The organism is Salipaludibacillus neizhouensis, from assembly GCF_002886185.1.
In the GTDB taxonomy this organism is placed as follows: domain Bacteria; phylum Bacillota; class Bacilli; order Bacillales; family Salisediminibacteriaceae; genus Salipaludibacillus; species Salipaludibacillus neizhouensis.
Window position 1 is genome coordinate 2911054 of sequence record NZ_KZ614146.1, and the last position, 21911, is coordinate 2932964.

Below are 21911 nucleotides of genomic sequence, written 5' to 3' on the forward strand. Positions count from 1 at the left end.
GTTATCCTCGTTTTGAAGGGCTTCATCTTTATCTTATACGAAAAGGATGAATTTCATGTATTTTTTTATTGATTTTAAATCAACCTTTTAACTATATCATATTTTTACCAAACTGACCACTAATTTCTTCATTCTACGTTTTAGGTGCCAATGACTTAAGATCAAGCAGCTCTTCAATATCATCTTTGCCTAACGATGTAATCATTGTTTCGCCAGGTTGGATCACACGATCTAATAGATCACGTTTCTTCGCCTGTAGCTTGTGAATTTTTTCTTCGATTGTTCCTGTTGTAATCATTTTAGTCACTTGCACGACTTGTTTTTGTCCATATCGGTAAACGCGGTCCGCTGCCTGTTCTTCCACGGCAGGATTCCACCACGAATCAAACAAAATGACCGTGTCTCCTCCGGTTAAATTCAACCCTGTTCCACCTGCTTTTAAAGAGACGAGAAATAAGTCTTTTTCGCCATTATTAAATCTCTCGGCAAGTTCTACTCTGTCTTTTCCGGGAGTCGAACCATCTAAATAATGATAGTCCCGCCCCGCTTCAAATAGGCGGCTCTTAATAATCGAAAGCATTGTTGTGAACTGACTAAACAGCACCACTCGTCTTCCTGAGTTTCGTGCTTCTTCTAAATATTCCATTAATCGCTCTAATTTACCCGAACTTCCTTCATATTCTTTTAAAAACATACCTGGATGGCAGCAAATCTGTCTTAGTCTTGTTAATCCAGCAAGTATTTTCATACGATTTTCCTGTAATTTATTTTCTTGAATAGCTGAGCTTGCTTCTGCCTGTAAAAGCTGAAGTTGCCCTAAATACAATGCCTTCTGGTCTTTTGTTAAGTTTGTATACTCTACGGACTCAATTTTCTCTGGAAGTTCTGTTAATACATCCTTTTTCATTCTTCTCATAACAAACGGTTTTATACGTTTTGCAATTCTGGCTTCCTCCATATTTTTATACATATGCCTATTTTTGAAAATTCCCGGTTGTACAACAGATAATATGGAGAACAATTCATCCAGCGAATTTTCGATTGGAGTACCACTCAATGCAAAACTTTTCGATGCTTTTATTGCCTTCACTGCTTTAGCTGTCAGTGTACCCTCGTTCTTTATATACTGTGCTTCATCTAAAACCATTGTTGTAAAAGACTGTTCCTCATAATCTTTGATATCCCGGCGAATTAATGGATAGGAAGTAATCCATACATCACAGTTTTTTGCCTGTTCAAGTACCTCTTTTCTTTCCGTTAACGATCCTGAGATAATTGCAGTTGTTAAAGTGGGAGCAAAACGTTCAATCTCTTTTTGCCAGTTATAGACAACACTTGATGGACAAATAACAAGAGCCGGTCCTGCATCATACTCTTCTTTCACAGCCTGCAAATAGGCAATCGTTTGAAGTGTTTTTCCCAATCCCATGTCATCCGCTAAAATTCCGCCAAATCCGTAGTAGGACAGGGACATTAGCCATTGAAAACCACGTTTCTGATAATCTCTGAGCACATCATCTAAATGAGCTGGTATTGGAAAGTCAATCTCCTCAGGATCCGTCAGTCGTTCGATAAGCTTTTTGAAAGCACGATCTCTCTTAACCAGCACTTCATTGGTCTCCGAGAGTTGAAAAGCACGATACATAGGAACTTGAGCACTTGCTGATGCATCCTTACTGGATATTTCAAGATCCTCCATCACTTGTTTCATTCCTTGAAACTCTTCACTTTGCAAATGAAGATATGCTCCTGAATCTAAACGGTAATATTTCTTATTATCTAAAAGACTTCTTAAAACTTCTGACATTTCTTCTTCAGAAATTCCTTCAATTTCAAACTCCACATCTAAATAATTGAATTTCTCATTCGTTTCTACTTTTACAGCGGGACGTTCTAGCGGCTGATAGACAACATTCCGTAAGTTTGACGTAGCATACAAGTGAAAAAGCTCCGAGAGTTCCGGTATATCGTAAGAAACAAAGTGAAGAATTTCCTCTATGTCATCCAGATACAGTTCTGTACCATTGAATTTAAAAGGGACGTTTTCAATATACGACAATAAATAAAATTCTTTTTCAACGTCCCTGACAATCAGCTGATTTCCTTCCTTTTCGGTTTGTTTAAACGGAGAAAAAGTTACTTCTCCATACTGAAAAACCACTTCAGCTGTTGCCCTCTCTTCATTATAATCTACATATAATTTAGCAACCAATGGCGACATTTGAATGTTTTCCCGGATGGAATCGCTCAGGGAGACGTCACCTATTTCTCTTAGCCTAGGCAAAACAACCGAAGCAAACGTTTCTAATTGATTTTCTTCTACGAGCAATTCCGGCGTATCTTCGAGTACCATTTGAAAAAACAAAGAATCGAACGCTTCAAGCTGTGCCCCTTCTAAAGGGTAAAAAGTTCCTAATAAATATAAGAGCCCGTATCGTTTGCCAAAATATTGAGCATACATGGCTCCTTCCCATTTCATCCGATAAATACCTTGATTTGACGAATCCTCCACTACACTAAATTCTAGTGGTGGCTTCCCTGTACTGATTTCAAAATGATCGAGAGGACTAAATGCATCTTCAATGACTATTTTTCGTGGTTGTAACAACTGAAGCATCTCCATCACATATGAGGAGGGAATATGAAAACTTCGCTGCTGTTCCGCTGTTCTTCTCAAGTAAGAATAAGAGAAAGCAGGTTCATCCGATTTTTTCATATCTAAAATCATGCTCATTTTGCGAAAGATTTCAATATCTTCTTCTTCAAAGAAATAGTCGGAAGGATGATACGTAAATAGTTTTGAAAATTTCAGTGCTTCGTTCTCTTCAACTGCTTTTAACAAATCGGTAATGCTTTTTACGACGTACAATCGTTTTGGTCCAATTTTCAATTCTAATTCAATTGCTCCGGCTATTCTTTTGCTGAATGTGGATTCTAACTTAATCGTATATTCCACTTGCAATGCTTCCCGTTCATGAAATGTTTCCTGTTTTTTTACGTATAATTGTTCAAATGATTCAATGAGTTGCGAAGTTCTCTTTCTTTCTTCCGAAGTCACATTAAATTGGGAAACTTGAGCAGTTACGTCAGCATTTATTTCACTTAACATTGCTTGCCCCTTCTTGTCTTCAGAGATGGCAATAAGTGCTGCAACAACATGTTTACACGGTCCAGAGTATGCTTCATCTGCTGGACAAGAGCATTCCATCCGATTCAAATTCAAACTCGAATCAAATCCAATTTCAACTTTATAAAGCTCGTTTCCTGCTACTTCAGCTTCATACATAGACTTTTCCTTATTTATTGATAAATCCAAAACGTTATTTAATTGGAAGTATTTCTTTCCTTTATTGAAAGTTTGCGTATGTGCGGAAATATTGGATATATCTTCTATTGTCATTGTTTTCAGGTTCATTTTCCCCACCTGCTTTTCCATTTAATTGAAATCTAGGTCATAAAAATATCTAATCTTTTAATCTTACCAAAAAATTTGAAATAAATCTAAATTTTAATGATGAACAAATATATTATTCTTTATATTTTGGTTTTGTTATCACTGAATACAGGTTTAATTAGTACTTGGTATGTGGATTCGAGCCCTCTGTTCGAAAGCATACAACATTCTCTAAAATCAAGAGTTTCACCTAACCAAATGATCTTAGATATTAATGAAAATAAACAAAGATTACAGAATTAACATGAAATTAACTTAAACACTAAAGGAATGTAAAGTCTGGTTAATATGTTATCTGTAAAGTGAATCTTGTACATATAAAACGAAAGGAGCGTATTTATGTAGTTTTATGCCATGTAAATTAAGATTTTTTAGTGTATGTATGATTATATTTTCTTGTGCTTTTATTATTAAAGATTTATCTGCTCACGTAAGATCCTGCTTGAAATTTACCTGAATGCTAAAGCCTCTTCTTCCTGATGCCTATACTAGGATTACCATTCTTGCATATCTTCAATCATTGAAAGCAGGGGTAGTTTTCTGTAACTAGCAATCGTAAAACCTACACTATAAAAACTTAATATTTTGAATTGACTGAATAAATATTGACAGGTTACCTTGCAACATTGCTTTACAGTTTGATTACTACGTATATGATAATCCCTAAATCTATTAAAATATGAGGAGGTAACAATGAGAAATCTATCAAAAAATAAGTTTTTTACTAGTTTCCTAATTGCTATTATATTGATGGCAAACTTATCCAGTGTGTTTGCTCCTATGGCGAATGCAGCAGAAAATGAGGAACCATTAACAGTCGCTGAGGTGCTTGAATTAGAAGTTGGAACGGATGTCACTGTAAAAGGGTACATAGTTGATGCATTTAATGGTAACTATGCTCTTAAGTTATCTGATTCATTGGAAGACACATCTTCTTCTATCAATGTAAAATTAGAATCCGATCAAAGAGATACATTCAATCCACAGCTTAATCTTAATGCTCTAGATAAAGAAGTTATTATTACTGCTAAGATTGGAAATTACTTTTCAGTTAAAGCTATAACCGGGGTTTCAAACATTGAATTTGTTGATCCCTCCGTGCCGACTGGACCCGAGGAACCTGAAGAACCTAACGAGTCGATCAGTATTGACGAAGCACGTGATTTAGCTGATGGCCAATTGGCAATGGTGGAAGGAATAGTTCTTGCTAGTCCTTCCACCATTGGAAATGGTCAATATTCTACCTATATTCAGGATGATACAGGCGGAATTAACCTGTTTTCTTATGAACAAGGAGAATTGCCGTCTCTGGAAAAGGGAGACAAAGTAAAAGTATCTGGAGAACTAGAAACATATAACGGATTAAAAGAAATTATACCCAGTGCGGTAGAAGTAATTGAACAAGATCAACCTTTACCCGAGCCAAAACCTATTACATTAGCAGAAATGACTGATGGTTCGTTCGCAGAACAATATGAGGGACAGTTAGTTAACGTCACTGGATACGTGAATAATATTCCTGAAAGTCCAGCTGGTGGCGGCTATAATATTTCCCTAGTTGATGGAGACTTTAACGGGACAACATTACGCATCATGGATGGTTCACTTCCAATTTCAGAGATCGAAGCAGGAAATTGGTATGATGTGACAGCGATTATGAGTCAATACAATTCCTATCAATTAATTCCAACTGGAGCAAGTGACATTTCGCTTGCCGATGAGCAACCAGAACCTCCAACTGCTTCTGGTGAATATACTTCAACAGTTATGTATGTAACCGATGGCGATACTATCCGCTTAAACACTCCAGTACTGGGAGCTGATCGTGTTCGATTTGTAAATATTGATACTCCCGAAACAGGGATGGGTTCAGCAAATGGGGCTCATGGAGATAATCAAAATAAACATGGGGTGTATGCTACCGATTACTTAAAGGGGCTATTGCAAGAAGGCGATGAAGTTACCCTGAAAGTCGGTGAAGAACCAACGGACGCATATGGTCGTTTGCTTGCTCAAGTCATTAATAAAGATGGTATTAACACGAACTTAGAAATGGTAAAAGAAGGTTATGCATCTTCATACTTTATTTGGCCAGTTGGTGATGAAGAAGAATATGAACAATTCCAATCAGCTACAAGAGAAGCAAAAAATACTGAAAAAGGAATTTGGAATCCAGAAGACCCACTAATTGAACAACCATTTGAATATCGCGCAATTTTGGAAGGTGGAGATTTCCACAGATATGTTGGTCACTCCGATACAAAAGAATATGTAGAACCTCTGGAATGGAATCTAGTACCAGTGGATAAGCGCATTTTCTTCGCTAGTGAAGAAGAAGCCGAAACTCAAGGATATGTTCCGGCAGAAGCTGATGGAACATATCCTGAAGTACCATCCGAAGATCTTTTAGAACTGCAATTACTAAGCATGAACGATCTTCATGGAAAGATTGATCAAGAATATGAGCTTGATCTTGATGGTGACGGCGTGATGGATGGAACATTTGGAAGAATGGACTATGTGTCATCATTTATAAAAAACAGGAAGCTGGAAAATGAAAATACTCTTGTCGTTCATGCTGGCGATATGATTGGTGGAAGCTCCCCAGTATCAGGACTTTATCAAGATGAACCGACGGTAGAAATTATGGAAGAAATCGGTTTTGACATTGGTACAGTAGGCAATCATGAATTTGACGAAGGTACAGACGAACTAATTCGCATGGTAAATGGCGGTGATCATCCCGAAGGATTAGGAACAGAAGGTTATGATGGGATGAACTTTGATAACCTTTGTGCAAACTGTGTCTATAAAGATTCAGGCGAAACCATTTTAGATCCCTACACAGTAAAAGAAGTAGATGGCGAAAAAATTGGATTTATCGGAGTTAATACGCAGGCATCAGCCAATATGGTAATGCCAGCTGGAATTGAAGATATTGAATTTACCGATGAGGCTGCAGCTGTCAATGAGGCAGTTGTTGAGTTGCAAGCTGACGGTGTAGAGGCCATAGTCGTATTAGCACATATGCCAGCCGATCAAAATGGTGATTCTGCTACCGGAGATTCTGCAAATCTAGCAAATGAAGTTGATGATGCAGTTGATATTATCTATGCGGCTCACAATCACCAAGTTGTTGATGCAGTAGTTGATAATAAACTTATTGTACAAGCATCAGAGTACGGAAAAGCTTTTGCTGACGTTGATATCGAGATTGATCGCGAAACAGGTGATATTGTTAGTAAAGATGCAGAAATTGTATTTGTAGATCAAAGTATCATCGATCCAGATCCTGAAGTAACAGCTATATTAGAAAAGTACGAGGATCTCATTTCAGATAAAATGAATGAAGTGCTGGGTTATAACGCCAATACGATGACAGGCAGTTATACGGGTGATGGTGACCACGGTTTAGGAAACTTAATTGCAGATGCCATGTTATATTCGATGGACAGCGACTTTGCAATGATGAATGGCGGAGGAATTAGAGACGAGTTACTAGCAGGTGAAGTGACATGGGGCGATTTATACAACATCATGCCTTTTGGAAATACTTTAATGGAGTTTGAAGTAACAGGCGCCGATTTATATGTCATTCTAAATGAACAACTATCAGCTCAATACGGGCCAGATTATAGTATTAGCGGAATGAAATATACTTGGGATTCTGCAACAAACGAAGTGATCGATATCATGTTTATGGATGGTTCGCTGATTGATGAAAATACAACATATACATTAACAGTCAATAATTATATGGGTACGTCGGAAGGTCCAATAAAAGATCTTGGTCAGAATGAAATAATGGGACCAGTAGACTTAGATTCTTTTGTTGATTATGTGAAAAGTCTGGAAACTACAGAAGCAAATCCAATTGATTATACTTCAGAAGGACGTATTGTCGAGGTAGAAGACGGCTCAGGTGGGAATGATTCTCTAGGTGAAGTAACCATTGAAGAAGCACGTGTAGCAAGTGCCGGTACGGAAGTTACCGTCGAAGGTGTTGTTACGACCACTCCAGGCGCATGGGGTAGTAACGGTTTTTATATGCAAGATGAGACAGGCGGCACATATGTTTTTGGTGATGACAGTGTATCTGTCGGGGATACGGTGAAGCTTACAGCAAAAACGGCAAGTTATAATGGTGAATTTCAATTAACAAGTGTCTCAGATTTGGAGATTACAGGTAGTGCAGCTGTTCCAGAAGCACTCGAAGTATCCCCAATTGGAATTAATGATACGAATCAAGGACAATTAGTATCATTAAAAGGAGTGACAATTTCTGAATTGGAAGAAGTAAATAGTTACGGCACATTTGAATTTATAGCATCGAAAGACGACGAGAGTGTGATCATACGAGTCGACAACAGAACAGGTCTAGTATTCTCTGACTTTGTATTTTCAGATGGAGACAGTGTTGATATTATCGGTATTGCTAGTGAGTTCAACGGTGTCTATCAACTAAAACCAACAACAACGGAAGATATTATCGAACATGTAGAAGATACAGAACCAACCAAACCAGGAAAGCCTGGTAATAAACCAGATAAACCCGGTAAGCCTGATAAACCTGGTAAACCTGATAAAAAAGGAAAACCGGATTTCGTAAAAGAAAAGCAAAAAGCAAAAAAGAAGAATAAAAATAAATAGAGACGAAATTGTTGAGTTTACGAGATTTTCTCGTAAACTCTTTTTTAAAATCAGGTAGACCTGCACAGCACTGTCCAAGATAACTTAAACGAATAAAAAGGATGTCACAAGGCATTATCGCCAGATGACACCCCCTTATTCGTGGATTCCTTTTAAACCAACTCACCTTGTGATATTGTCTTTTCTTCCATTTTCAATCCTAGCTTATCACCAATTTGCTGAAGTCTTTCTTGCTCCCCTTTTGTCACAATCGACACGACTGTGCCTGACTTGCCAGCTCGTCCAGTTCGTCCAGACCGATGGACATACTGATGAATATCATTCGCCAAATCAAGCTGGATAACATGTGTTATGTCATCGATATCCAGTCCACGCGAGGCAACATCAGTTGCCATGAGAAGAGGTATTTCTTGACTGCGGAACGCTTTAATGGCCTTTTCCCGTTCTTGTTTCGTCGTTTCCCCATGAAGGATCCCGACATTCGCCCCACGGAATTCAAGGCGACCGGCAAATGTTTCAAGTTCATGGACATCATTGGAAAAAGCCAATCCATATAACCCTTCTAAATGGACTAATTTTCTTAATAGTTTTGATTTTTCTCTTCTTTCACTAACGATGTAATAATGATTCACTCTTTCTAGATGATCTTTGTCCATATTGATTCTAATGACTCGAGGAGAGAGAATTCGATCCTTAGCCATGTCTTCTATTTTTTTAGGTATAGTAGCCGAACATATAATTCGCTGACAATCTTTCATGACACCCTTTAATAGACCATCTGTTTCGTTAATATGCTCTTTTGCAAAAAGCTGATCTGCCTCATCAAAAATAAGCGTGTGCACTTCATGTAGTTTCACTTTTTTTGCTTTTAGAAGTTCAATGATCCTACCAGGTGTAGCTACTAAAATATGTGGTTTTTGCTTTAATTTTTCTAACTGTCGTTTTACATTCGCTCCACCAATCAAAGCCGCAGATAGAATATTACTTCCTTCCGACCAAATATTTACTTGGTCCACAATTTGCATCACTAATTCTCTGGAAGAAGCAATAATAACCACCTGAGCTTGTTTTAGTTCAGGATCTACCTTTGTTAAACTCGGTAAGAGGTAAGCCAATGTTTTGCCGGAACCTGTAGGGGCTTCTGCAATAATATTCTTTCCTTCTTTGGCAGGTTCGATCATTTCTGCCTGAATTTTAGTAAAATCTGTAAAGCCTGATTTCTCCCACGCCTCTTGTAAATAGGGTGGGAAAGTCTGTATGATAGAATTTGGATTGTTCATTAATATCTCCTTTTTACTTATCTTTGAATTTGGCTCTGCTAGCGAGTGGTTTTATGATTTCGTTTTTGCTAAGAAAAATGGCATAGCCGTCTTCTTTATAAATTCTTATCTTTTATAAAATAGATGAACTATCTAGTCCGAATTAAACGATGTCAGTCACTCGAATCGCTATCAAAATTAGTTTATAGCTTGAGTTTAACTCACTTTGTACCAAGAAACCAAATTTTTTATAGAGGTGTTAGCTAACTATGAGTATTTTAACCGTAAATAACCTAAGCCACGGCTTTGGTGACCGTGCAATTTTTAACGATGTTTCCTTCCGTCTGCTAAAAGGCGAGCATATTGGATTAATTGGTGCAAATGGCGAAGGAAAGTCTACGTTCATGAATATTATTACCCGACAGCTGGATCCTGATGAAGGAAAAGTGCAATGGGCTAAAAATGTTAGAATCGGTTTTCTGGATCAACATACTGTGCTGGAAAAAGGGTTAACAATGCGTGATGTGTTGAAAAGTGCTTTTCAGTACTTATACGACATGGAAGCTGAAATGAATGGTATGTATGAAAAGATGGGTGAAGTAACTCCTGAAGAGATGGATACTCTTCTTGAAGATGTAGGAATTCTGCAGGATGTTCTTACAAACAATGATTTTTATGTGATCGATGCAAAAGTCGAAGAAATCGCTCGTGGTCTCGGTTTAGATGAAGTCGGACTTGAAAAAGATGTGAACGATTTAAGTGGAGGTCAACGCACGAAAATATTGTTGGCAAAATTGTTATTGGAAAAACCTGATATTTTGTTACTGGATGAGCCCACTAACTTCTTGGACGAGCAACATATCGAATGGCTGAAACGTTATTTAAATGACTATGAAAATGCATTTATTCTCATTTCACACGATATTCCGTTTCTAAATTCCGTTATCAACCTTGTTTACCACATGGATAACCAAAAACTTGATCGTTATGCGGGAGATTACGACCACTTCCAGCATGTCTATGGTGTGAAAAAACAACAGCTTGAGTCAGCATTTAAAAAGCAGCAAAAAGAAGTCGCCGATTTAAAAGACTTTGTTGCCCGTAATAAGGCCAGAGTATCAACACGGAACATGGCAATGTCCCGTCAAAAGAAGCTCGACAAAATGGATATGATTGAATTGGATCAAGAAAAACCGAAGCCGGAATTTAACTTCAAATTAGCTCGTACGTCTAGCAAGCTGATATTTGAAGCCAATGATCTCGTTATAGGATATGATGAGCCGTTATCAAAGCCTTTGAATCTTCGTATGGAAAAAGGCCAAAAGCTGGCGCTCGTCGGTGCAAATGGAATTGGAAAAACAACGTTGCTTAAGAGTTTACTAGGTGAAATTCAACCTTTGGAAGGCTCCGTAAAACGAGGAGAAAACCAGTTTCTCGGCTATTTCGAACAAGAGGTGAAAGGTAAAAATACGAACTCTTGTATCGAAGAGATCTGGGAAGAATTCCCTCACTTTTCTCAATATGAAGCACGTGCAGCTCTTGCTAAATGCGGATTAATGCAAAAACATATTGAAAGTAAAGTATCCGTACTAAGTGGTGGAGAAAAAGCTAAAGTTCGTATGTGTAAACTTATAAATAATGAAACAAATGTCTTGGTTCTGGATGAACCTACAAACCACCTGGATGTCGATGCAAAAGCTGAATTAAAACGCGCATTACAGGAATACAAAGGCAGTATTCTTCTAATCAGTCACGAACCCGAGTTTTATCAGGATGTAGTGACAGACGTATGGAACGGTGAATCTTGGACAACAAAAGTATTCTAGGAAGAACGCAGAGCGGTAGCTTGACTTAGAGTGATAATAATAAATAACAAAGCCAATTAAAAAGATGTCTAAGAAAAACGGCATAGCCGTCTTTTATTAAATACAGCGTGATCTTTAGCCACCGCCCCGAGTAGCACCTACGTACTGCGTGTAGGTGCTACTCGAAAGGAGGGTGGGTTTCCCTTGATACTTGTGGCGTAAAGATAGCTGTCAATTTTATAAATTTTTATCTCTTCAAAAGTCCTTTATGACCTTTTGAGACATCTTTTTTTACTCTGGTCGTTCCAGTTCAAATATTTTCCCTAGTTTTGCATATTGTTTTCCCCCGAGTCTTGCAACCGGCTTTAATTTCTTCGTATCCACTACCCCATCTTTTATCAAGTCATCATCTACATGGTACTTGACTATTTTCCCAATGATGACATCAGTAGCAGATTCGCCTTCCTCAAACACGAGGTGTTTTTCCAATTTACACTCAAAACGTACTTTCGTCTCTTTGATTGACGGTACACCAACGACATCGCTCACGGTGGGAGAAAGTTTTATCTTATCTACTTCACTTTCATCTGGTGGTAAATTCATGGCTGACTGATTCACCGCTTCGATAATATCTTCATCTGTCACATGAACGACAAACTCTCCAACTTGAAGGATATTGCGCGCTGTATCCTTTTGCTGTCCTTTTTTTCTGCCGATCGATACAGATAACAAAGGTGGTTCAGCAGATATCACATTAAAATAGCTAAACGGAGCCGCATTTAAAACTCCCGCTTCTGATATTGTTGTAATAAACGCAATCGGCCTAGGCGCGACACCAGATGTGAGTAACTGGTAATTTTGTTTTTTTGATAATTCTGTTGGAATAAATCCCTTCATCATTATCTTTACTCTCCCTTCACGTGACTATCGTACCAACCTTTTGCCTGATCAATTTCATCACGAGTAAGCTGATGGCCTTGATGCGCCCAAAATAGCTCAACTGCTGCTCCTGCACTTTCTAAATGCTTACTTAATTCTTCTGTTTCTTGCGGTGGACAAATAGGGTCATTCGAACCTGCCCCAATAAAAACTGGAATGCCTTTCATGTTTGGCAAATCAAGTCCTCTTCTCGGCACCATCGGATGCAAAAGAACGCCCCCTTTAAAAGGATTATCATAATGGTATAAAAGACTTGCAGCTATATTTGCCCCATTAGAATAACCAACCGCTATGAGATTCTCACGATCAAAACTATAGTCAGTCGCCGCTTGATCAATAAATTCATTCAATTCGCCTGTGCGGAAAATTAAATCTTCTTCATCGAATACTCCTTCCGCCAACCTGCGGAAAAACCTGTTCATTCCATTCTCATCAACATTTCCTCTCACTCCCAGAACCGACGCATCAGGGTCAATCATTTCTGCAATTGGTAATAAATCCTCTTCATTACCTCCCGTACCGTGAAGTAATAATAATGTTTTTTCATAACCTTCTTTACCCTTTTTAAAAATATGTTTCATGGTTTAACGTCTCCTTTTTTTAAAATTGGCTAGGTTTATTAATGCTGAATGAGAAGTAAGTGAAGTGAAGCTCCTCCGAAACTACCGCACACAATTAAAACATAGCCTTTCCTTAATAATTATCTCAGTCTCATCTAAGTCTTAAACAAGCACTATCAAAAAGTAAGTATGTTTAGTATATCCCCTTTTTCAGATAGATTCAAAACATAAGATTTTATTAAAACAGCAAAGAAACAAATTCAGTACACTATTAACAGCTAATTTATTTTTAACGTTCCCCTTGCATCTGCTTTTCTCGCTTTTTCTCTCTTTTTCTACCTGCTACATTTGTAGGTGCTACCTCCGTAGCACCTACAGATAATCCCTCTCTTCAATCTCCTTCTTTCTCGCTCTTCCTCCCGTTTTCTACCTGCTACATTTGTAGGTGCTACCGCCGTAGCACCTACCGATAATCCCTCTCTTCAATCTCCTTCTTTCTCGCTCTTCCTCTCGTTTTCTGCCTGCTACGTTTGTAGGTGCTACCGCCGTAGCACCTACCGATAATGCACCATTTCAATCTCCCTCTTTCTCGCTCATCCTCTCGTTTTCTACCTGCTACGTTTAGAGGTGCTACCGCCGTAGCACCTACCGCCCCTTTTTTCATATTAAATTTCATTCCCTCTAGTTTTTCCCCTCCCCTTTCATGTAAACTAATAGAGTATGTATAGATTCAACTAGAGAAGCACCGGAACTTAAATTCGGTTTCGATACTTAAGCTATTATTAAATATCTTCAACAATGAACGTAAGTTTTGGAGGCAATCATGCTATTAGAAGCTGAACAACTATTAAAAAAACATTATGGCTATGACGAGTTTCGTAAAGGTCAAAAAGAGATTCTCGGAAAAGTTTTTTCTCATAAAAATACGATGGGAGTTATGCCTACGGGTGGTGGAAAGTCAATTTGCTATCAAATTCCTTCCCTGGTTTTTGACGGGGTCACTCTAGTTATATCTCCACTTATCTCTCTCATGAAAGACCAAGTGGACGAATTACACGAAGCGGGCATAGACGCAACATTCATCAACAGCTCTCTTGGTTATGAAGAAGTTCGCGAAAGAATTCAAGGTATTCAACAAGGCACATACCCCCTCGTTTATGTTGCTCCTGAACGTTTAGAATCTGCTAGTTTTTCACACCTGCTTCAATCGTTACCAATAGCGTTAGTTGCTGTTGATGAAGCTCACTGTTTATCTCAATGGGGACATGATTTCCGTCCAAGTTACTTGAGAATTCCTGAACTCATTGAACAAATAGCTAGCTCACCAGCTGTGTTAGCACTCACGGCAACAGCTACTCCTGAAGTTACAAAAGATATATGTAAGTCCCTATCGATTCATTCGGACGATGTCGTCCAAACGGGTTTTGCGCGGAAAAACCTGTCTTTTCATGTAATGAAGGGGGTAGACCGGGATGTGTATATTAAAGACTATTTAAAACGGAATCCCAGCCATTCTGGAATCATATATGCCGCAACTCGTAAAGAAGTCGAGCGTCTCCATGACAGACTCCATCAACAAGGAGTCGCTGTCGGAAAGTACCACGGTGGTTTGTCAACGGATGATCGACGCCGTATGCAAGAAGAGTTTGTTTATGATCAAACTCAGGTGATGGTTGCGACTAATGCATTCGGGATGGGGATTAATAAATCGAATGTTCGTTTCGTCATTCACGCTCAAATGCCCCGAAATATTGAAAGCTATTATCAAGAAGCTGGACGTGCCGGACGCGATGGCGAAGATAGTGCGTGCATTCTATTATTTAGTGCTCAAGATATTCGGATCCAGCAATTTCTTATAGATCAGTCAAGTATGGAAGACGACAGAAAAGCAAATGAGTACGCTAAACTCCAGGCAATGGTTAATTTTTGCCATACAGAAAATTGTCTGCAAGCATACATCCTTGCCTATTTTAAAGATACGAATATAAAACCATGTGGAAGATGTTCGGAGTGTGTCGATGATCGGGAAACTGTAGATGTTACCAAAGAAGCACAAATGGTTTTCTCCTGCATTAAACGGATGGGAGAACGTTTCGGTAAAACAATGGTAGCCCAAGTTCTCGTAGGTTCTGCAAACCAAAAGGTAAAAGATTTCTCGTTTCAAAAACTTACTACTTATGGACTTTTGAAGAACCGAACTCAAAAAGATGTTAGTCAATTTATTGACTATCTTGTTGCGTCACAATATTTAGCTTTAACAAGTGGTAATTTTCCTGTACTACAACTAACTGAAAATGTGGTACCGGTTTTAAAAGGGGAAGTAAATGTCGTTAAAAAACAAGCTATACAACCAAAACAAATTCAAAAAAGTGATCCACTATTTGAAAAACTAAGGGAGTTACGCCGCCAATTAGCAAAAACGCATGAGGTTGCACCTTATATGGTATTTTCTGATCAAACATTAAATGAACTCTGTTCTAAACTCCCGGAAACGGAAACAGAAATGCTTGAAGTTAAAGGGGTCGGTCAAACAAAATTGGATACGTACGGAAAACCATTTTTAACAACAATTTCTGTGTATCTAAAAGAAAGTCCTAAGCAACAAGCTATACAACTGACGAAAAAAACCGATGGAATTGGTCTAGAAAAAGACGAGACTCCTAGTTTTATAAAAACTTATGAGTTGTATAAAGAAGGACGCACACTCGAAGAAATAGAACAACTTCGTGCTATTAAGAAAACTACTGTTCAAAGTCACCTTTTACAAGCAGCTGATGAGGATTACGACGTCAATTTTGATTCATTAATAGACGTTGCACAGCTTCCCTTAATAGAAGAGGTTGTCGATAGAATCGGCTTAGAGGATGGGTTAAAACCTTTAAAGGATGCTTTGCCTGAGGAAGTAGACTACTTCACGATCAAAGCATTTGTTAATGACTATCTAGCTAGAAAATAAACATAAATACGCACAAGAAACTAGCATAGGAAAATCTTCGGCCTAGAGCGGATTCGAGCCCTCTGTTCAAAATAATAATCTCTAAAAAATAAAAAAAGGACCGTGGTCTCGGTCCTTTTTTCAGAAGATAAGAATGTATAAGTTGACAACTATCTTTACGCCACGCGTGTCAAGGGAAACCCTCCATTCATTTCGAGTAGCACCTACACTCAGTTACGTAGGTGCTACTCGGAGTGGCGAAAGATCACGCTGTATTTAACAAAAGACGGCTATGCCGTTTTTCTTATGCAATCTTCTAAACTGTTTTCTTCACAATATTTTGTTCCATATCGTCTATTTGTTCAGTTAAAGAGCTGACTAAGTTATTCAACGAGAGCGTAATCTGATTAAATTCATCAAATGTCGCTAATTGTTGTTCAGAGGAAGCAGATATATTTTCTGAGCTAGCTTTGTTGTTTTCAATGATATTCGTCATTTCACTTACTGCATTCAGAACCTCGGACATATTTTTTCCTATCTCATTTGTAAGATAATGAAAATCCTTCGTTTCATCGTTACCTTGCTCGATTTCGCTTATAATTTGATCTAACACCACAGCGGTGTCCCGAATCTGACTTGACCTATTCTATCTCTTCGTTTACCTTAAACGCAATATGCGTTCCTTTCACTGCATCGAAGTAACCTAAATCGGTAAGCTTTAATGCAGGAATAACAGGTAAACACATGAAAGACAATGCCGAAAATGGATTAAAATCTCCGTTGAACCCTAGTTCACTAAGGGACTTATCCAATTTTTTTAATTCACTATAGGTTTTCTCTCCAGTTTCAGATGACATGAGTCCAGCTATGTTTAAGGTAATACTTGCTAAAACATCTCCATCCTTCACAAGCACTATACCACCGTTGATTCTCTCTATTTCTTGAATAGCAACAAGCATGTCTTCATCATTCAAACCTGCTGTGACCAAATTATGTGAATCATGGGCAACCGTTAAAGCAATAGCACCTTTTGTAAAACCTAGTCCTTGAATCATACCAAGACCGACATTCCCAGTGTTATGGTGACGCTCAATCACTGCCATTTTCAAAAGGTCTGCGTCTCCTTCTGGCTGGAATTCATCTTTTATAACAGCTGGTTCCACGGTAATTTTTTCGGTAACGAGACTGTTAGGTTTCAATTTAATCGCATAGGCTTTTCCACCTTTTTCCATCTTCATAGACAGCATTTCTTTCGTGAAACAGGTGAGATTCACAGAGCTCATCAATGCAGAAGGAGGGGCTTTAATTAATGCTGCTTCAGAAAGCATTTCCCCTTCCTTAGCAACGAGTTTTCCATTTTTATACACCTCTTCAACTTGAAATTCCTCCAAGTTTTTAATAAACAAAAGGTCTGCTTGATAACCCGGTGCAACTGCTCCTTTCGTTTTCAGACCATAACATTCAGAAGCGTTTAACGTCGCCATTTGAATCGCCAGAATTGGATCTAGCCCTTGACTGACAGCAAGCCTGACATTATCATCAATGCTTCCATTTTCTTTAAGTTCATCTAAATGCTTATCGTCTGTGCAGAACAGGAATCTTCGGGCATTTCCAGCATTGACTAGTGGAATGAGTGATCGTAAATCTTTTGCTCCAGAACCTTCTCGTATAATGACATAGAGCCCCTTACGTAATCTTTCTTTCGCCTCTTCCATTTGCGTACTTTCATGGTCCGTTGTGATGCCTGCCGAACCATATACATTCATTGAATGAGCATCTAGTCCTGCGCCATGACCATCAATGACCCGATGTCTCGTTCGTGCATCTGTTAGCTTCTGTATCATTCCCGGTTCTGCATTAGAAACAGACGGGTAATCCATGACCTCTGCTAAACCAATCACTCTTGGATGCTCATAAAAAGGTGCTAAATCTTCCGCGGAAAGCTCTGCTCCGGAATTTTCGAAAGGAGTGGCTGGTACACACGAAGGTAACATAAACAACGTGTCCAATATACTTCCTTCTGAATCATCTAACATGAATTGTATTCCTTCTACTCCTGCTACATTAGCAATTTCATGAGGATCAGTTACTACGGTTGTTACGCCATGGGGAACGACTACATGGGCAAAGTGACTGGGTGGGACCATGGATGATTCGATATGGACGTGACCATCAATCAATCCTGGCACGATGAATTTCCCTTTAGCATCCACTGTCTTTTTTCCTTCATAGGAACCAATTCCTACAATGAAACCATTATGAATAGCCAGATCCTCTTCTTCAATTTCCAGCGTAAAAACATTTACAATCTTCCCATTCTTAATAACAAGATCCGGTTTTATCTCTTTATTCGCTGCTTTTATTTGTTCAGTAATTTCGTAATTCATACTCAATCATCCCCCTGCAAAACTCTGTTTTATTCCAAGTATTAATTTGATGTGTTCATCGTCAGTTAGTATTCGGTTATTATCCACTTTATAAAATTTTATTTAGGCTGTATTAGAAGGAAAACTACAGTATCTAAAAAACTCTAGGTTTAGCTAAACCTAGAGCAAGATTTTAAATATTATTTTATATTATAAAGGATTCAAAAGCCAATCGTCTATTTATCGTTAAGTTTCTTCACACAATCCTTCACCTTATTAACCAACTTCGCTTTTTAATTGACTGTAATACAGATCAGAATAAAAGCCGTTTTCTCCTAATAGTTGATCATGGGAGCCCTTTTCAATGATTTGGCCTTCCTCTAGTACTAAAATCTGATCGGCTCGTTGAATCGTATTTAGCCGGTGGGCAATGACGAAACTTGTCCGTCCCTTCATTAGTCGTTGTAGGGCTTCTTGAATTTTTAATTCGGTGATCGTATCAATACTACTTGTTGCTTCATCTAAAATTAAGATGGATGGATCTACTAGCAGAGCGCGAGCAATGGATAGTAATTGCTTTTGCCCTTGACTGATACCTCCTCCTTCTGCATCTATTTCCGTATCATATGCATCAGGCATTTGTTCGATAAACGAATGGGCATTTGCCGACTTAGCCGCTTCCACTATTTCCTCGTCCGTTGCATTTAAACGACCATAGCGAATATTTTCCCGAATAGTCCCTTGGAACAAAAATGAATCCTGTAATACAAAAGCCATCTGTCTTCTTAACGACTCTCGTTTGACAGAGGAGGTATCGACTCCATCAATAGATATGACGCCATCTGTAGGATCATAGAAGCGTGAAAGTAAACTAATAATGGTTGTTTTTCCAGCTCCAGTAGGGCCTACAAAAGCAACCATCTCACCCACATCAGCTTGGAATGATATACCGGAAATTGTCTCTTCATCATTCTCATAGGAAAAAGACACGTCTTCAAATACTACCTCACCTTTTACATTATTTAGTTCTATTTTTTCTCGTTCATCAATCAATTCATTATCTTCATCCATAATTGTAAAGACCCTTTCGGCACCCGCAATAGCAGATAAAAGGGTGTTGAATTGATTCGCCAAGTCATTTAAAGGACGGGTGAATTGTCTGGCATACTCCGCAAAGATCACAATAACTCCAATTGTTATCACACCATTAATTGCTAAAACTCCACCGACACCAGCAATGATTGCAAAACTAAAGTTATTCAGCATGTTCATCAGTTTCGGAATGAATCCAGAAATAGTTTGTGCCCAAAATCCAACCTTTTTCAATTCAATATTACGTTCTCCAAATTCCTGAATGACTTTATCCTCTTGCGAGAACGTTTTAATAATTCTTTGTCCAGACATTGTTTCTTGAATATATCCATTCAGCTCACCAAGGTTTTTTTGTTGAGCTTTAAATAATACGCCTGTTCGTTTTGTAATCCATTTCATTCCGTATACCATAACTGGCACGATTGTCAACGTAATAAGAGTCAGTAACGGACTTAAGTAAAACATCACAGAGAGTGTACCAATTAAGGTCAGAATACTGGCAAAAATTTGTATCACTGAGCTATTCAAGGTATTGCTTACGTTTTCTATATCATTCGTTAACCGGCTCATTAAATCACCGTGCTTGCGTTTATCAAAAAAGGGAATTGGCAAAGTGTGTAAATGATCAAATAAATTCGTTCTCATTTTATACACCGTTTGCTGAGCAACTTGAATCATCCAATAATGCTGCAGCCACACCGATAAAGAGTGAAGGACATAGATGAGAGCCAACGATAAAAGTACCCATTTTAATCCCGTTGTTTCTTCTGTGACGATAAAATTATCAATCGACATACCTACGATAAACGGACCTAACAATGCAAATAGAGAACTGAAAAATACCATTAAAAGTACTAGGAAAAGACGTGCCTTGCTTTCCGAAAGATAATCCCAAATCCGTTTAAGTGTTCCTTTCCAATCCTGAGCGCGTTTTGTTGTTTGGGGTTGACTTCCCCCTTTTTCATCTGTTGTTTCAGTGTTAATCTTGAATTTTTCCTGCTGAAAAGGTTCTTTTAATTTATCTAGCACCTGTTGCCTCCTCCTTTCCCAATTGTGATTCATAGATTTTCAGATAGAGAGAGGAAGAACGCATTAATTCCTCATGTGTTCCTCTTGCTGAGATGGTGCCATTCTCCATCAGCAGTATTTGATCTGCATTCATTGTCGTACTCATTTTTTGGGTAATCATAATCGTGGTGCAGGAATAAGTTCGCAACGCATCAAGTAATCTTCCCTCAGTTTTCACATCTAATGCACTGGTACTATCATCTAATAGAAGAATTTTTGGTTTTCTAATGAGTGCTCTCGCAATCGATAAACGTTGCTTTTGTCCTCCGGAAAGATTGACACCTCTCTGGCCAATTCGCGTATCAAAGCCATTTGGTAATTCTTCAATCGTATGATAAATCTGAGCATCTTTTACGGCCTGTATCATCTCATCCAGACTTGCATCTTCTTTGCCCCAGAGCAAATTATCATGAATCGATCCCGTAAACAGCATAGCTTCCTGCGGGACGTAGCCAATTTGTCTGCGTAAATAAGACAGCTTCATTTTTCTAATATCCTGTCCATCAATCCAAATCGTGCCATCATCAAGATCATATAACCGGGGAATCAGTTGAAACATCGAAGTTTTCCCCGCACCCGTAGCACCTAGGACCGCAACCCGGTCGCCAGCTTTCGCTTGGAAAGACAAACCATTAACGACTCGCTTCTCTTTGTTAGGATAGCGAAAAGTAACCCTGTCAAACTGAATTTCTCCTGCAGTAATTCTCGATCCGTTAGGTTGATCATCTGCATCCTTTAAATCTACTTCTTCATCCAGTACATCTGCAATTCTGTCTGCAGAGGCACGCGCTCTAGAAAACATAATTACAATCATCGAAAATATCGAAAGGGCCCCCGTCATTCTCGTCACATAGTTCACGATTGCCACAACTTCTCCGACACTCGCACCTCCATTATTCACACCTACACTTCCAAACCAGAGCACAGCCATAATACTTCCGTTCATCACGAGTAAAATGACTGGCATCGTTGCTTCGATAAGCCGTAATGCTTTCACCGTTTTCACACGTAGTTCGTCGGATGCTATCGTAAAACGGTTGGATTCATACTTTCTGCGTATAAACGCTTTAATAAGCCGTATCGCTGTTAAATTTTCCTGAACAACGTTATTAACGATATCCACTCTGGCTTGGACAGCTTTAAACATCTTGCCTGCTTTTCTCACCATCCACACAAGAAAGGCAATGAGGAAAGGTATCGTTACTACGAGAATTAAAGCAAGCTGAACGTTCACAAATAACGCCATAATAATCGATCCGATGACGAGAAGCGGAGCTCTAAGCATAATTCTCAAACTCATAAAAATCGTATTCTGAATTTGATTGACATCATTTGTCATCCTTGTCATTAAGGATGATGTAGGAAATTGACTAAAGTTAGAAAATGCGAAAGACTGCACCTTCTCAAATAGTTTGGTTCGCAAGTCAAATCCAGTATATTGACTGGCAAGAGCCGCATAAAAAGAATTGATAACACCAGCTGCGAAGGCTATGAGGGAGAATCCTACCATGACACCGCCCCAAAGCATCACGACAGATAAATCATTCTGCATAATTCCATCGTCAATAATTTTTGACATGAGCAACGGCTGAAGAAGTTCAACCGTTAGTTCAACAATTGTTAAAAAAAGTGCTACATACACTGCTACCCGATACGGGCCCAGAAATGAAAATAAACGTTTCATATAGGATCTCTTCTTTCAAATCTATTATTTTTTCCACTCACAAAAGAGGGAATTTTCTGATAACTATTAACACCTTTGTATTTATCTCCTATATTACTT

General features: G+C 38.6%; 12 protein-coding genes. 3 read left to right on the forward strand and 9 right to left on the reverse strand.

Translation table 11 applies throughout. From position 1 onward, the window contains the following. Positions 1–133: 133 nt before the first annotated feature. Positions 134–3415, reverse strand: a complete 3282-nt coding sequence (locus CEF18_RS13885) for an SNF2 helicase associated domain-containing protein (protein ID WP_190238687.1) — start codon at positions 3413–3415, stop codon at positions 134–136. Positions 3416–4147: 732 nt separating this feature from the next. Between CEF18_RS13885 and CEF18_RS13890 the strand changes: the two genes are divergently transcribed. Then, complete coding sequence (locus CEF18_RS13890; protein WP_110937019.1) at positions 4148–8104, forward strand: 5'-nucleotidase C-terminal domain-containing protein; 3957 nt, start codon at positions 4148–4150, stop codon at positions 8102–8104. Between the two features lie 152 nt (positions 8105–8256). On the opposite strand, the gene CEF18_RS13895 is transcribed toward CEF18_RS13890, so the two are convergent. After that, entirely contained in the window at positions 8257–9384 is a 1128-nt protein-coding gene (locus CEF18_RS13895; RefSeq protein WP_110937020.1) for a DEAD/DEAH box helicase, read from the reverse strand. A 248-nt stretch (positions 9385–9632) separates the two neighbouring features. Here CEF18_RS13895 and CEF18_RS13900 point away from each other — a divergent pair, with 248 nt between their 5' ends. Then, positions 9633–11189 carry an ABC-F family ATP-binding cassette domain-containing protein gene (locus CEF18_RS13900; protein WP_110937021.1) on the forward strand — a complete coding sequence of 519 codons (1557 nt, stop codon included), beginning with the start codon at positions 9633–9635 and terminating at the stop codon, positions 11187–11189. A 270-nt stretch (positions 11190–11459) separates the two neighbouring features. On the opposite strand, the gene CEF18_RS13905 is transcribed toward CEF18_RS13900, so the two are convergent. The 3 genes from CEF18_RS13905 to CEF18_RS13915 form a co-directional block, all read right to left on the reverse strand. Next, complete coding sequence (locus CEF18_RS13905; protein ID WP_110937705.1) at positions 11460–12065, reverse strand: flavin reductase family protein; 606 nt, start codon at positions 12063–12065, stop codon at positions 11460–11462. A gap of 8 nt (positions 12066–12073) precedes the next feature. Further along, entirely contained in the window at positions 12074–12688 is a 615-nt protein-coding gene (locus tag CEF18_RS13910) for an alpha/beta hydrolase (protein ID WP_110937022.1), read from the reverse strand. 442 nt (positions 12689–13130) lie between these two features. Next, positions 13131–13343: a hypothetical protein gene (locus tag CEF18_RS13915; protein WP_110937023.1), complete on the reverse strand. Its 213-nt coding sequence runs from the start codon at positions 13341–13343 to the stop codon at positions 13131–13133. Positions 13344–13490: 147 nt separating this feature from the next. On the opposite strand from CEF18_RS13915, the gene recQ reads away from it, so the two are divergent. Further along, the gene (gene recQ / locus CEF18_RS13920) at positions 13491–15623 is read left to right on the forward strand and encodes a DNA helicase RecQ (protein ID WP_110937024.1); all 2133 of its coding nucleotides are present in this window, start codon (positions 13491–13493) and stop codon (positions 15621–15623) included. A gap of 295 nt (positions 15624–15918) precedes the next feature. On the opposite strand, the gene CEF18_RS13925 is transcribed toward recQ, so the two are convergent. The 4 genes from CEF18_RS13925 to CEF18_RS13940 form a co-directional block, all read right to left on the reverse strand. Next, on the reverse strand, positions 15919–16215 hold the full coding sequence (locus CEF18_RS13925; protein ID WP_120689064.1) for a hypothetical protein: 297 nt from the start codon (positions 16213–16215) through the stop codon (positions 15919–15921). A gap of 28 nt (positions 16216–16243) precedes the next feature. After that, the gene (gene ade / locus CEF18_RS13930; RefSeq protein WP_110937026.1) at positions 16244–17989 is read right to left on the reverse strand and encodes an adenine deaminase; all 1746 of its coding nucleotides are present in this window, start codon (positions 17987–17989) and stop codon (positions 16244–16246) included. A gap of 255 nt (positions 17990–18244) precedes the next feature. Then, positions 18245–20089 carry an ABC transporter ATP-binding protein gene (locus tag CEF18_RS13935; RefSeq protein WP_110937027.1) on the reverse strand — a complete coding sequence of 615 codons (1845 nt, stop codon included), beginning with the start codon at positions 20087–20089 and terminating at the stop codon, positions 18245–18247. After that, positions 20079–21812, reverse strand: coding sequence for an ABC transporter ATP-binding protein (locus CEF18_RS13940; protein WP_110937028.1), 1734 nt, complete (start codon positions 21810–21812; stop codon positions 20079–20081). Before CEF18_RS13940 ends, CEF18_RS13935 begins: the two co-directional genes overlap by 11 nt. Positions 21813–21911 lie beyond the last annotated feature (99 nt).

Bases quoted from the DNA above. Each gene is read 5' to 3' on its own strand.
- CEF18_RS13885 (WP_190238687.1), bottom strand. From the start codon at position 3,415: ATGAACCTGAAAACAATGACAATAGAAGATATATCCAATATTTCCGCA.
- CEF18_RS13890 (WP_110937019.1), top strand. From the start codon at position 4,148: ATGAGAAATCTATCAAAAAATAAGTTTTTTACTAGTTTCCTAATTGCT.
- CEF18_RS13895 (WP_110937020.1), bottom strand. From the start codon at position 9,384: ATGAACAATCCAAATTCTATCATACAGACTTTCCCACCCTATTTACAA.
- CEF18_RS13900 (WP_110937021.1), top strand. From the start codon at position 9,633: ATGAGTATTTTAACCGTAAATAACCTAAGCCACGGCTTTGGTGACCGT.
- CEF18_RS13905 (WP_110937705.1), bottom strand. From the start codon at position 12,065: ATGAAGGGATTTATTCCAACAGAATTATCAAAAAAACAAAATTACCAG.
- CEF18_RS13910 (WP_110937022.1), bottom strand. From the start codon at position 12,688: ATGAAACATATTTTTAAAAAGGGTAAAGAAGGTTATGAAAAAACATTA.
- CEF18_RS13915 (WP_110937023.1), bottom strand. From the start codon at position 13,343: ATGAAATTTAATATGAAAAAAGGGGCGGTAGGTGCTACGGCGGTAGCA.
- recQ (WP_110937024.1), top strand. From the start codon at position 13,491: ATGCTATTAGAAGCTGAACAACTATTAAAAAAACATTATGGCTATGAC.
- ade (WP_110937026.1), bottom strand. From the start codon at position 17,989: ATGAATTACGAAATTACTGAACAAATAAAAGCAGCGAATAAAGAGATA.
- CEF18_RS13940 (WP_110937028.1), bottom strand. From the start codon at position 21,812: ATGAAACGTTTATTTTCATTTCTGGGCCCGTATCGGGTAGCAGTGTAT.